At 36.1% G+C, this 14,134-nt stretch carries 9 protein-coding genes; 1 reads left to right on the top strand and 8 read right to left on the bottom strand.

Annotated elements, in window-relative coordinates; genetic code table 11:
• Positions 1–18 precede the first annotated feature (18 nt).
• Positions 19–4,122: an amino acid adenylation domain-containing protein gene (locus ACDZ29_RS15140; RefSeq protein WP_375088070.1), complete on the bottom strand. Its 4,104-nt coding sequence runs from the start codon at positions 4,120–4,122 to the stop codon at positions 19–21.
• A 126-nt stretch (positions 4,123–4,248) separates the two neighbouring features.
• Entirely contained in the window at positions 4,249–5,277 is a 1,029-nt protein-coding gene (locus ACDZ29_RS15135) for a hypothetical protein (protein WP_375088069.1), read from the bottom strand.
• A 1,835-nt stretch (positions 5,278–7,112) separates the two neighbouring features.
• Between ACDZ29_RS15135 and ACDZ29_RS15130 the strand changes: the two genes are divergently transcribed.
• A complete protein-coding gene (locus ACDZ29_RS15130; protein WP_340887998.1) occupies positions 7,113–7,241 on the top strand; it encodes a hypothetical protein in 129 nt (42 codons plus the stop codon).
• Between the two features lie 377 nt (positions 7,242–7,618).
• On the opposite strand, the gene ACDZ29_RS15125 is transcribed toward ACDZ29_RS15130, so the two are convergent.
• The 6 genes from ACDZ29_RS15125 to nikD form a co-directional block, all read right to left on the bottom strand.
• Complete coding sequence (locus ACDZ29_RS15125) at positions 7,619–9,106, bottom strand: sodium:solute symporter (RefSeq protein WP_375088068.1); 1,488 nt, start codon at positions 9,104–9,106, stop codon at positions 7,619–7,621.
• Positions 9,103–9,303 carry a DUF3311 domain-containing protein gene (locus ACDZ29_RS15120; RefSeq protein WP_289317800.1) on the bottom strand — a complete coding sequence of 67 codons (201 nt, stop codon included), beginning with the start codon at positions 9,301–9,303 and terminating at the stop codon, positions 9,103–9,105. Before ACDZ29_RS15120 ends, ACDZ29_RS15125 begins: the two co-directional genes overlap by 4 nt.
• A gap of 12 nt (positions 9,304–9,315) precedes the next feature.
• Entirely contained in the window at positions 9,316–10,491 is a 1,176-nt protein-coding gene (locus tag ACDZ29_RS15115) for a M20 family metallopeptidase (protein ID WP_375091145.1), read from the bottom strand.
• Between the two features lie 241 nt (positions 10,492–10,732).
• Entirely contained in the window at positions 10,733–12,031 is a 1,299-nt protein-coding gene (locus ACDZ29_RS15110) for a hypothetical protein (protein ID WP_375091144.1), read from the bottom strand.
• Positions 12,032–12,438: 407 nt separating this feature from the next.
• Positions 12,439–13,260 carry a nickel import ATP-binding protein NikE gene (gene nikE, locus ACDZ29_RS15105; RefSeq protein WP_375088067.1) on the bottom strand — a complete coding sequence of 274 codons (822 nt, stop codon included), beginning with the start codon at positions 13,258–13,260 and terminating at the stop codon, positions 12,439–12,441.
• Positions 13,261–13,293: 33 nt separating this feature from the next.
• Positions 13,294–14,121, bottom strand: a complete 828-nt coding sequence (nikD, locus tag ACDZ29_RS15100) for a nickel import ATP-binding protein NikD (protein ID WP_289327233.1) — start codon at positions 14,119–14,121, stop codon at positions 13,294–13,296.
• Positions 14,122–14,134 lie beyond the last annotated feature (13 nt).

The following is a 14,134-nucleotide window of genomic DNA, read 5'->3' as shown; positions in this document are numbered from 1 at the left end:
AACCCTTTTTCCTTAAATTTATACATATCTTATAGAAGCAACTTGTTCCATAATAATTTGAGCAACATTTTCAGCATTTGGAGATTTATAGATCGTAAAATGTTGAGCTGGAACTGAGCGCACGGTTAGTTCTCCTGCCAAGTAATCTTCCCAACCTACAGTGGTATCATGCTCATTTTCTTCAGCTCGTATAAACAGAACTTTACCATAAAAAGATCCTGATATATTGTAGCGATGAATAGCGATATTATTTGCTTCCCAAATTCCCAAGCCACTCTTTACATCCTCAATTTCTGCGTCCATATGGAGATGACCGCCTTCTTTTCCTAAGTTTAAAAGAAATTCTAATAGTTCTTCTTTGTCCATAAGGGATAACTCATCTGGATTAAACTTATCATTTGCGCCATTTGTAAACTTTAATGCATATGAATTAACAAACTCCATTTTGTCGAACTCACGAGCTTTACTGAAATGACAGTCTAATAATGTTAACAAACCAACGTCCCTTCCTTCAGCCTCAAAAGAACGAGCTATTTCATAAGCCACATTCCCCCCAAACGAATAACCCGTAATATAATATGGCCCTTCATGTTGAACAGATAAAATATAAGCAGCATATCGTTTAGCCATATTTAATAAATTATCTTCAAATTTATCACTTTCAGGAATCTCAGCACTTTCGATTCCCCATACGTCAAACATTTCATTTAATTCCGTAGCCATTTCTTTATAACACCAAAGTGCTCCGCCAGCAGGGTGGATAAACCATATTTTTTGACGGTTCACAGCTGGTGAGACGTGTACTACGCCATTAGGTTTAATGGAGTTTGTTATTACATGAGCTATTCCTTGTATAGTGGGATAATCAAATACAATGGATACTGGCAAAGTTAGCTCAAATTTCTTATTTAGTTGAGCAATAAATTTCATGGCTAATAATGAATGGCCACCTATTTCAAAAAAGTTACTATCTAAATTGTGGTCTGAGTTTCTGAAGATATCCTTCCACACGTTTTGAACTTTTATTAAAGTTTCTTTATCTGCATGATAGATTTTGTCATTTTCCATCGTTGTAGTTTCAATACTATTTTCTTGGATTTCAAATTTAATTGTTTCATCAGCTATTTTTTGCATTTGAGAGATCCATTCTTGCTTCACTTCTGAGATCGCATTTTCCGTAAATAAGTCGTTACAGTATTCTATAGTGAAAGTTGAATTCTCTCCATCATGTTCTATGATAAAACTAAGATCGCATTTAGAAGTATCACTTAATACCGATTCCATTTTAAATTGAGTATACGGTTGCTTTTTCAAAAATCTATTATATACAAACATAACTTGAAATAGTGGACGATAGTCACTATTTCTACTCTTTAGAACAGACGGAATAATTCTTTCAATTGGAATATGCTCATATTTTATTATCTCTGCATAATCCTGTGTAATCTTTTCAGAAATACTTTTTAATGTAGCATCCTCAGTAAATTTCATTCTAAACGGTACAACATTAACATAATTTCCAATCGCTTCAAAATCCTGTTCGTAGGTTCTATTGGCTACCGGTACCCCAATGCAGATATCTCGTTGACCACTCAATCTAGCAAGAACATAAGCTGCCATTGCTAGATGAATGGAGAATTCTGTAATTGAAGTATTCTGACTAAAAGAAAGTATCTTTTGCTCTAGTTCTTTTGGTAATGAAAACTTTATATGTTTTCCATTTATTGTTTGGGTACTACCCTTCATCATTCTTGTTGAGAATCTTGATTTATTTGGAACCTGTTCTAGATACTCCTTCCAAAACTTAAGACCATTACTAAAATCCATTGAATTTTGATTATATGCAAATTGGAAGAATGCAGGATTCATTTCCTTGTTCTCCACTAAATCATTTTCAATAAGTTCATGTAACTCGTCTACAAATAATTGAGATGACCAACCATCAACTATTAGATGATGGAAAGTTAATAATAAATAATCCGCCTTGTCAGTACTAAATACTACCGCACGAAATCCTCCCTTATTGAAATCAAATTTCCTTTCTGCTTCAGTTTGAATTACTTTGCTTAAGTCTGCTTCCGTAACTGAATATTTAATTATTCCAGAATTCAATGAACCATCATATTTCTGTATATATTCACCATTGTCAGTTAAAATAATTCGTGATGATAAAATTGGATGTCTTCTTCGTAAATAGGAAATTGCTTTTTCTATTTTTGTAGTTTTACCTTTTTCAAAGTTCAACAGAAACGCTATATGATATTGAGATGCTCCTTCTTCTTGTTCAAAGAATAGTATCCCCTGTTGTCCCAAAGATAATGGAGCTTCAAGATTAGCATCAAATTTTTGTTTTATCTTGTCCAGTTTCTTAGGTACTACAGTATTCTTGCCATTCTTTAAAATATTCTTTTTCAGATAATCTGCTTGTTTTCGAATTGTTGGATACAAAAAGACAAATCCATGTGTTAACGATATCTGAAACTCAGCGGAAAGAAGGTTTGCGAGTCGTATCGCTAGTAATGAATGTCCTCCTACTGAGGCAAATGTAGTTGTAGCAGAATTAACTTTTCCCCCTATGACATCTTCCCAAATATTCGCAATAACTTGCTCCCATTTATCATGAATTCCGTCAAAATCATTATTACTTCTAAAAGGTATTAAAGATAATTCTCGTCGATTCGTTTTCCCATTCTCTAAATAAGGGAAAACATCCATCTGAACAAAAAAATTAGGAATCATATATGAAGGCAAACGTTTTTCAATATAGCTTCTTAACTCAGTCTCATCCCAAGATTTAGAATCACAACGTATATAAGCTACAAGCCATTGTTCTTCAACTTCTTCACGAACCTCTACAACTATGTCTTTTACGAAAGAAACTTCTCGTATGGTTTCTTCAATTTCACCAAGTTCTATACGAAGGCCTCTTAACTTTATTTGTAAATCTTTACGTCCTCGAAATTCGTAATTACCATCTTCTCTAATATAAACAAGATCTCCAGTGAGGTAAGACAATTGACCTGTAGAAGGACATATAACGAACCTCTCTTTTGTAACATCAGGAAGACCAAAATACCCCAACGCTAGACCTTCACCGGAAATCAGTAGTTCTCCTTCGCAACCAGTACCTAATATATTCAACTCTTCATCCACAACATGTACTGAAGCATTATCGATTGGCTGTCCCAAATCAATTTCTCTAAAAAGATGATTTTCATCTGGCAAACAAACTCTATAAGTAGTATCAATAGCTGCTTCAGTAGGACCATATAAATTTATAATCGGTATTGGTAATTTCGTTTGGATTTTCTTTACTAATGATGTTTGCAATGATTCTCCACCACAAAACAAAAGACGTAAAGATGTAAAACCAGATAATAATTCTAGTTCTGACAATAATTTAAGTACAGTTGGTACAAACTGTACAACTGTTACTTTATTACTTTTGATATCAGTTGCAATTTCAAATGGGTTGGATGAACCAATAACCATAGTGGCACCCGACGATAGTGGTGCAAATATCTCCCAAACGGAAGCATCGAATCCCGATGCAGTTTTTTGTAAAAAAACATCATCTTTTGTCCAAGAAAATTCTTTTTGCATCCATAGCATATGATTGACAATGGCACGATGCGGGATAACTACACCTTTTGGTCGTCCGGTAGAACCCGATGTGAAAATGATATAGGCTGGTGTTTCATTATTAATTAGAACTATTGGAGGATTTTCCGCTCTAATTTTAGCATGCTCTCTTAAATCTATTGAACTTCGATTAAAGGTTAAATCTGGAACAGAACCGTCAGTCATTACTATATTAACTTCTGCTTTTTCAATACAATATCTCAGTCTTTCTAATGGATAAGATGGATCAAGTGGTACATAGGCAGCTCCAGCTTTTAGAGTTGCAAGCATGGCAGCTATTAATGAAATGGATTTTTCTGATGCAATAGCAACACGGTCTCCCTCGTTAATACCCTTCTTTACAAGCAAATGGGCAAGAGCATTTGCCCAATCATCTAATTCTTTAAATGTTATAACAATATCTCTATCTTTTATTGCAATGTTATTTGGATATATAGTTACCATATGTTCAAAAGTACTTTGAAGAAACCTATTATTCATAATAATTTAGCGTATTGGTAGATCAATAACGCTGTCCTCCTTTGGGTTACTTTAGTATGTATTTTAAATTTAAAGCTATTAGAGTAAATAAACCTGTCGGGAGTTAGCTCCCGACAGATCTATTATTTATCCATTTACAATGCAGTCTGTACCATCTACATAGTGCTCTTTGTATTTATCTAAATTCCACAAATTAACGGTTTTCATTATCCAACGAGCTCTTTGCTTTTCCACATCCGTGATTTCTTCAACATCCTTACCATGAATAGAATGATTGTTTGACAAGGAGATAAATTCACCTGCTTTTAGTAGGTGTGGAGCCTTCAATTCATGCAGTAAAACTTTTATTTTATCTACGACTTCCTGGGCTTCTTCTGTAAGACCAACTGTCCGATTCTCAAAATATGCTATATCAAATTCTTCTTCATTTAATAGGATAGCGTGATTTTTTGCACGCCCCAATTCAGTACGATTACCATATGTCGATAAATCATCAAAAGGTGTATAGAATAGTTCTTGACGCATTAAACTTAAATCAGAAGGATCAAGTTTCTGAATTAAATCAATATTTTTGACGAATGTTGTAAAAATTTGATTTCCTTCATAGGCCCTCATTGATAACATATTCACAAAATCAGGTCGAACGAAATGATTTGCTAAGTCTTTATGAAATCCTAAAGCTACCAGTGCCTTTTGTGATTGTGTTTCTGATAAAGATTTCATTGGATAGATATCTTGAAAGACATCACCATCGTTTACATTTATATATCCAATAGCTGGCATTTCCATGACTTGAGCATAGAATTGAAGAAAACCTTCCCCAACATATGTTTTTTTAAGCTCTCTTTTTGATTGAACTGGTGATTCATGGTCAAAAATAGGAACATCATTATCTATAGGACAGTTTTGTAGGTATAAATATGGTTCTTCCTTCCAAACCCTATCGCCCGCAGCTTTTATTTTTTCCACAATCTCTTGTAATTCATCATCGTTTTCAACAATGTTTTCAATCTCTGAACGAAAGGAAGTGTAATCTTCATAGGGATTACTTTTTAAATCCAAAAATTTATTTGTAAGAAGTTGATTCTCTGCACCTGTAAACACATAATCAACTTTTAATTTATTCTTCGTACTTGCTTTAGTATTTACATCCATTAACTAAGCTCCACTCCTATTGATTTTATTTTTACGCAGTAAATCACTAAAGTCTAGATGCGAAAAAAATCTAGCAATCTTCTGAATAATAGGGCCCTATTAATATGTAAATACATGAAATGATTGCGGGTGCTACCAAATTTTAACACGTGAATTTTCAGAATTCAATGAATGTTATAAAAATGAATCTTCTTACTCATTACCACTCACAAAAGAGCTAAGAATGCTTTTATAACAGGTCAATGTCATTATTCGTCCTTTTCTAAACATAGGGCATGGCATTGTTACAATGAATAAAAAGGAAAAATGAGAAAAAAGTTATTTTGGTGTTTCATGAAGCCCGCTTTAAGGTAATTGAATGCCTTGTAAATAACTGAGGCTTTTTAGAAATATCGAGAGAGTACAAGGAAATGATTAGTGAGCTAAATTACTTTTATATGTGATTAAGTAAGTCTTCTAATTCAATCAGGAATCGACTTTTTCTACTTCTTTGAATATGCGAAGTTCCAGAGTGTAAGGAACATCCTTTATTGACCTTACGGAGTAAATGATTAAAACCAAGAGAACTGAAGAATACACCTTTCGGCCCAGCATTATTAATTTTTGGGAGCAAAGCGCTTATTGCGACTTTCTACTTATTTTTTCTCAGTTAGTTTCCGATAGGTTGGGGAAATTGATATCTCTTTCGGCAAGGCTGTGCAGGACTCATGGACTGTAGTCTTGAGCTATACAGACCGTTTGTTGTCAGGTCATTTAATGCCGAAGCAACACATCATTCCAAAAATAAAAATATATTCTATCGAGGTAATTGTTGAAAATATTGTCCACTAAAAATAGCCCTCCTTCATTTACATGATGATATTCACCTTGGCGAACGATCCCTTTTCAACAAAATCCACTTCAAAAAAAAACACTGTTAGGTAATCTAATAAAGTGGGAGATATTGTATAAAATCATTAGTATAATTGATGAAATTACATTAAGAAAGGAAAGATCATTATGCAAATGTTTATACATGCTTTAAAAAAGAACACTACATGTATCTTTGAAACCATTTATCTGTATATACTGTTCTTTTTTTCAGAACTACAAACTACTACTGCAAGCTTATTAAAAATAAAGTAGCGATTTATGTAATTAAAACCTCTTGAAAAACTTATGATAAAAGATCCTCTAGTTCCGAACATTCCCTAACGATAATTTTATTTCATCTCCAAAGTCAAAACTTTCAACAGTCAAAACAGCCATTTTTCACGCTTTGTATGTACGATCCCTCAAGGGCGAAATGACAATCTCTTTGCTGGATCCAGATCAATAAGCTTGGAAATCCGACTAGCGTTTTAATAATTTGACTCAGCCCTGCTGTGACTCTAGTCTAAACAACCTGACTAGAAATGCAGCTGAGCCCCTTTTTTCAACAGGAAATAATTCTACCCATCATCCCTATTGGACTACCGCTTACTGGCCGTGAAATAGTGTGGAAGAAGTGTGTTTCCACACTGCAACTCACGGTTCATGTTTTCTACTTGTTGTACTAACTCTTTGAGTACGATCTGCAACGCTTACTAATAACTTAAAAATCCCCCTGGTTCAGCTTACTACTACCCCCCTTTAGTAAAATTTTAGATGCAAATTACATATCATAGAATGTCGCCACTCTGTTCAAATTCATCAACATAAACGATATGCCCATATCCTGGAGGGTAATTTTCGGTTTTTATCTTTGAAACAATGGTTTGAATATCACTTGGATAAAGATGTACTTTTCAATTGAAAAACATAAGTTCATCAAAAAGGGACAAACTGTATTTGAAAAAAGAAAGGAGATGTGAGACATGACAAAAAAATTTAATAAAGGCAGCCGTAATCAAAATTCACCGCAATTACATGGACAAGTTCCTGTTAGTGGTGACAACAGTAAAGGAAATAAAAGAAATAAAGATCAGAGCTCTAAAACAGAGTAATTAGATGAAACAAACCGGCCAAATTCAGACCGGTTTGTTTCATTTATAGATAATCTTCTTTGTTATTGTTTAGAAAGCGATCTAAATGATTTATTTCCTTCAAGTTGATGATTAATTTGGTTCCCATGGATTCTCACCAAAAAGGGAGACTCGCTGAATTACCATGTGCACTGGACACCCTTTGATTTCAAAAAAGTCCCATTCTGTATCAGTCTACATAATCAGCGTTATCCGAACTGTAAATATACCCCTACAAAACTGCCCCCAAATTGTGGAGAACGGTCGGTTTTCATAAACTTATCTGATGTTAATTACTCTTGAATAGTTAGTATTCATGTTGATTGGCTATTCGATTCATTTTGTATTAAAACCTTGTGCTATACTGTTTTTGTCTCCAAAACATCATTATCCTTATGAGTATAAGTAATGTTTCTTGTCATCCGACTAACCACCACTAATACTGCAATGTTAACAAATAGCGCGATAATTCCTACATTCAGGTCTTTAATTGCTTGAGGAAGATAAGGAAACAGTTGACCAATTTTTATGTTCCCTAGTTCCATAATAGAGACTAGCACGCCTCCTGTTATAATCCCGGCGAATGCTCCTTGTTTGGTTACAAAATTCTTTCTCATCAAACTTGCGAAAAAGGCAGGAGCAAGTTGTGTGATAAAATTATAGGCGATTAAAGCGAGACTAAAGAGGGAATTTCCACCTTTAAAGGTCAAGTAAATCCCTACGAGCGAAATTAGCGGAACCAAGTATTTAACCAGTTTTGCAATCTGATTTTCCGTTGCTGATGGAGTGAATACGCTATATACATTTTTTGCGAGCAATGTTGATATTGACATCAACAGCATAGAGCTTGGCACTAAAGCGGCTAACACGCCAGTTCCACCAATTAAGCCCACAAACCATGGATCAAAATCCTGTTTAGAAAGTTGCAGCAAGATAAGATCGGCTTCGCTGCCTTTTAATCCAGGCGTCTGTAAGATAGCTGCAAATCCGACAAAAAAGGCAAACAACAAAATCAATTGGTACATTGGCATTAGGATTGCATTTTTTCTTAAAGCTTTTTCGCTAGAGGCGGCATAAATAGGAGAAAACCCGTGCGGCCACATATAAAATCCAATCGAACTTAATATAACGGTTGATATATACCACGAAACGCTCATTCCTTTATCCGGAAGTATGGTATAGTTCGGCTTTGCACTTTCAATGGCCTCATACATAGGTTGAATACCTCCATAATAATGAAGAGGGAAATAAACTCCTAAAAATACGACGATGCCAAGAATCAGAATGTCCTTCAAAATAGCTGTCCTGGCAGAACCGTTAATACCGGAGACCATTACAAAAATGGTTACACCAATTGCTCCAACCCAAATGGCAGCTGTAGAGGAGATTGCGCCATATGATGTTGCAGAAACGATATACCCTAACCCCTTCAATTGCAGGACTAAGTAGCAAGTACAAGCTATAACACCAATAACCGCAACAAGCACACCAAGATAAGGACTTTGATATTTTTTTACAAAAAAATCAGATTGGGAAACTAATCGGTGTTTCTTTGCATACCTCCAGATAGCAGGAAATGTCCAGTAGGAGATGACTGTTGCCAGGCAGCCGTATGATACGATACTAAAGATGGACCCCCCTTCCCCATAAGCCGAACCACTTGCCCCTAAAAAGGTAAAGGTAGTATACATTTCACCTGCGGACAAGAGGAAAATCAGTAGGGTTCCCATTCCGCGTCCTCCAACCGACCATTGCTCTAAGTTCATTTCTTTCCCTTTTTTAGCCTGAATACCAATCAAAACAGAAATGACGAAAAAAAACAGGATGAAAAACACGGCAATATTCATTTTGAATCTCCCTCCTGATTAGCAGGATCAAATAGATAGATAATCCCCATAATACCTGTGGTTAGCACAGACCAGAGTACAATCCAAAAGTGAAAAAATGGCATTCCAAGTACATAGGGAGTCACTTTATTTGTAAACAAAGCGCCTACAATAAAGCCAAGAAACGGGATAATTCCGAGCCAATATATTTTTTTCATACGCTCAACCCCCTAGTATGATAGATTTAACACTTTAAAAGTCCCGTGAACAAATAACTTCACCCCATATTGTAAAGCCTGTTCATCGAAAGTGAATTGGGGATGATGGTGAGGATGAATAATCCCTTTTTCTTCATTACGAGCTCCTATTACAATATAAGATCCCGGAACTACTTTTTGAAAAGCAGAGAAGTCTTCACTTCCCATAATTGGCTTTAAAATCTCTCGACTCTCTTCACCAAATACTTCACAGACCGTTTCGTCCATCAATCGAGTTACGTCTTCATCATTAATGGTAGGAGCATAACCGAACTGATAATCGATTTCATAAGTAGCTCCATGCGCTTCAGTAATTCCTTTTACAATCCGTTCCATAAAGGTTGGAATCTTTTCCCTCAGTTCCGGATTAAAGCTTCGAACGGAGCCTCCAATGCTTACACTACTTGGAATAACATTAATCGCACTTCCCGCATGGAACTGAGTCACTGAAATAACAAGAGCGTCCTGTGCATCTTGATATCTCGAAACAATGTGCTGGAGATTTGATACCACCTGAGTTCCAATTGCTATGGGATCAATGGTTAGTTCGGGCTGTGAGGCATGCCCTCCCTTACCCACTACGGTAATGTTAAAAGTATCAGCTCCAGCCATCATCGGACCGTAACTCAAACCAATTTTCCCTAAAGGAAGAGTCGACAAGAGATGAGTGCCAATGATCATATCTACTCCATCAAGCACACCGGCCTCCACCATCTCTCGGGCTCCACCCGGCGGCAGTTCCTCAGCATGTTGAAATAAAAAACGTACCTCCCCTTTTATTTGATCCTTTAACTGGGTAAGAATCTTTGCCGTGCCAAGCAGCATCGCCGTATGTCCGTCATGTCCGCAAGCATGCATCACTCCTGAATTCAGTGACACAAAGTCAAAATCATTCTCTTCTCCAATTGGAAGCGCATCCATATCTGCCCGCAGTGCAATAACCTTCCCAGGCTGCCGGCCAATCAAACGAGCCATTATACTCGTTTTTGTCGGACGTGAAATTTCTAATTCACCAAAAGTTTGTAGCGTTTCATAAACAAATTGTGCTGTTTTTCCCTCCTGAAAAGACAGCTCCGGATGCTTATGTAAATATCTTCTCCAAGCAATCACTTCATCTTTAACAGTCTCGATTAAATCATGAAACATCATCGTTTGAGACACCCACTTCAACCCCTTTTTCATTCAATTTACATAACAACCATTAATTTAGGATAGTTTAAGGAAAAAATTCCTTAAATAGATTATAATCTCACGCGGTTTTTATTTCAATATTTTTTGAAAATTCCAAACCGTTTTTTTCGCACTGAATCCAATTGTTGAATTTTTCAATACTTTGATATGCGACATGAAGTAGAAATAAAAAAGCACCCAAATTATGGGTGCCTTTAATTTATAATAATCGATGAATTTTACTCGGCCTTCCACGGGTGGCGTTAGCCTCTTCACCAATGCATTGTGCCAAATCAACTTCGCACATATCCGCAACAATACGCCGTACATTGCGCTCTGTCATCTCAAGATGTGTCGCTAATTCCTTTGTTGTAAACTCACTCCAGCCCATTCTTTGAACGAGAGCCGATATCTTTTTATACGTTTTAACACTGATATTCCCCTTTTTTAACTTTTCGATAAGGAGTTTATTATGCGTCCGGGCAGCATATTGCAGTTCTTTCTTTTTGCCTGGTGATTCGATAATCTTACCATCATCTTGAATAATCACAATTTCACGCTTCTTCATCTCTTTTGAATGTTGAATAGCACGAAAAGCATTAATTTCCGCCGAATAGGCAGTTTCGCCGAAGCCAATACCAACGGCAACGGTTGTATCTGCTTCAAAAGCCAATCTTTGAATGGTATCTTCGAGCGTAATGATTTCTCGTTCAATTGCGCCGCGAGAACTAAAGATCATGTATCTTCCATTCCCTTTCTCTGAAAAGGAACCATTTATTTTTTCACCAAGTTTAATTAACATCTCTTTTAGCCGAAGCTCCAAGTACTGTAAATGATAAGGAGTTTTCATTTCCTCTGCCACTTTGTCAAAGTGTTCAACTTCAATGATCTCCACTCCGATTTGTGTATCCTTAAAGTAGGAAGTCTTTACTTTTTCAGAAAGAATTCGAAGCGTTTGCCGCACTTCCATCTTACTCATCGACATACGGTAGGCTGGAATGCCATATTCCCTTAAAACTTCACACACAGACGGAAAACAAGAAAAAGCGCCTTCTGTCTTTCCCTCATTCCATAAATTCAAGTGAAAATGAACCAATTCATCCGTATCAGCATCTGTCTCAAACACTTTCGTATAAATCTTTTTGGTTTTTATATTCAACTGTGACAAAGCTTCTTCGCTAATATTATTTGAGGACATAGTGTCGATACTTAGATGCTCAATGATTTTCCCTTGTTCGTAGATCAACTCTAAAAAGGATTTATAAAAACCTGATTCCGTAGCAGGAACATGGACCATTATTTTATCTGTACCTAGTGTTTTTTTTGCAATTTCATAGGGAAGTGGACCAGAAAAAAGCCATGCATGTACGTGAGAATCATATTCTTTTACAATATTATCCACCTCTGCGGTCTTTACATAAGGCAATGAGATGAATTCCAACTCATGTTTATATTCTTCTGCCAAAACTAAAATTTGTTCTATAGAAGTTTCTAGACCGACTAGTCCGATTTTATACATCCAGTAATCGACTTCCTTTATCATCTGTAATATATTCATTGTTCTTTGTAGAATATCCTGGTTTAACGTAAGTCATGTTAGTGTAATGCTAATTCTTCTGCTATCTAACTTTTGCTCAATTTATATTGATTCCTGTTTAATAGTTGTTTTGTTACTCTTGATCATATCAGAAGCAAAAAAAGAAAAGTATGATAGAAATGAAATATATAGCTGTATTCACACCTACGCCGGCTTTTCCCTCTTATACCATTTTATCATGCAACATGAAGGAAAAATACGTTGTATAAGCTATTCAAATGATCCACAACTACTTTTGAATTCCAGCACATATAATCCATTTTTACAAACAAGAGCCTCGATTTTCAACTGAAATCGAGGCCTTCCAATCAATAAATATAAATTCTAGACTAGGTCTTGTTAATCCTCGTCGGAAGAGAACGAAAACGTGGATGCTCAGCAAGGATAGAACCTCTCATCTGTTTGACGACAGGATGTTCTGACGAAAAAAACTGATTTTTAGAATCGTAAAGCTCGATTAATTCTCCTTTTTCCAGTACACCCAAAGTATCAGCGATTGAATAGGCCGCTTTAATATCATGTGTAATAAAAAGATAAGATAAGCCGAAGTCTTTTTTTAACTCACTTAATAATTCTAAAATTATAGTTTGATTAACCATATCTAGACTACTTACGGATTCGTCTAAGACGATTAGCCTTGGCTTAAGAGAGATTGCTCTAGCAATATTAATTCTTTGCAATTGTCCACCGCTAAATTGGTGTGGATATTTTTTCAAATCCTTCTCACTCAGGCCTACTCTTTCCAATAACTCAATAACGGTTCTTTTTTGTTCGGCTACGGTTAGTTTTTCATAGTTTTCTAATGGCTCGCCTATAATATGCTCGGCTGTCATTCGTGGATTGACAGATGAATACGAATCTTGAAAGACGACTTGTAGATCTCGGCGTATCTTTTTTCGAATAAGCTTATCAGCAGTATAAATATCATGCCCTTGAAACAGAACTTGTCCTTGCTGTGGACGTTCTAAGCCAAGAATCACTTTTCCTAATGTGCTTTTTCCAGCTCCACTCGTCCCAAGTAGTCCTAAACATGTTCCTTCGTCAATAGAGAGGGAAATGTCAGTGAGTACTTTTTTTGAATGGTCTTTCCATTTTAAAAAAGCATGAGAATTATAGCTATGAGTTACTGCTTTTACTTGTAATAAACTCATTTGTTCACCCCTCAAAAGAATGCAATTTATATATCACAACATATGGGTGATAGGTTCTTCATGATTTAATATAAGGCGGGCATTTAGCAGTTTCTTTGTATACTCATGCTGTGGATTATCAAATAATTCAAATACATTTGCAGTTTCTACAATTCTGCCATGTTGCATAACCACTACATCATCTGCCATTTCAGAAATGACTCCCAGATCATGAGAAATGAGTAAAATGGATGTTCCATATTCAGAACGAATTTTATCCAAGTGGCGAAGTACTTGTAATTGGTTATGAACGTCGAGTGCAGTTGTCGGCTCATCAGCAATAATAACGGAAGGATTTAAACATGCTGCCACCGCAATCATCACGCGTTGAAGCATACCTCCACTCAATTGAAAAGGATAGCTTTTTAATAGTTTCGCGGGATCTGGCAGGTTTACATTCTGCATCGCATCGATGGCAAGCTCTTTTGCTTGTTTTTTATTCAATGAGGTATGTGACCTAATCGTTTCGATAAATTGATTGCCGATTGTAAAAACAGGCGTAAATGAATTCATCGGATTTTGCATAATGAAGGCAATATCCTTGCCACGAATTTCACGTATTTCTTTATCGTCTAAACCATTCAATTCTCGTCCTTGGAGGGTAATGCTTCCTTCAATCGTCGTTGTTTTCCGATCAAGAAGCTGCAGAATGGACATACTCGTAACGGTTTTACCACTCCCACTTTCCCCAACAAGCCCCAGTACCTTCCCTTTTTCCAGTTCAAAATTAATATCCTGAACGAGGGTGGAAGCACCATCTTTTGTTTGTACCTGTACATGTAGATCGCTCACTTTTAATACATTCGACCGTTCTGTTCTCAATCTTCTCATTCCT

The organism is Peribacillus sp. RS7 (assembly GCF_041956845.1).
In the GTDB taxonomy this organism is placed as follows: domain Bacteria; phylum Bacillota; class Bacilli; order Bacillales; family DSM-1321; genus Peribacillus.
This window is presented reverse-complemented; position numbering and strand designations above follow the sequence as displayed.

Coding starts and splice junctions, on each gene's coding strand:
- ACDZ29_RS15115 (WP_375091145.1), bottom strand. CDS start 10,491: ATGATGTTTCATGATTTAATCGAGACTGTTAAAGATGAAGTGATTGCT.
- ACDZ29_RS15120 (WP_289317800.1), bottom strand. CDS start 9,303: ATGAAAAAAATATATTGGCTCGGAATTATCCCGTTTCTTGGCTTTATT.
- nikE (WP_375088067.1), bottom strand. CDS start 13,260: ATGAGTTTATTACAAGTAAAAGCAGTAACTCATAGCTATAATTCTCAT.
- ACDZ29_RS15140 (WP_375088070.1), bottom strand. CDS start 4,122: ATGAATAATAGGTTTCTTCAAAGTACTTTTGAACATATGGTAACTATA.
- ACDZ29_RS15125 (WP_375088068.1), bottom strand. CDS start 9,106: ATGAATATTGCCGTGTTTTTCATCCTGTTTTTTTTCGTCATTTCTGTT.
- ACDZ29_RS15135 (WP_375088069.1), bottom strand. CDS start 5,277: ATGGATGTAAATACTAAAGCAAGTACGAAGAATAAATTAAAAGTTGAT.
- ACDZ29_RS15110 (WP_375091144.1), bottom strand. CDS start 12,031: ATGTATAAAATCGGACTAGTCGGTCTAGAAACTTCTATAGAACAAATT.
- ACDZ29_RS15130 (WP_340887998.1), top strand. CDS start 7,113: ATGACAAAAAAATTTAATAAAGGCAGCCGTAATCAAAATTCACCGCAA.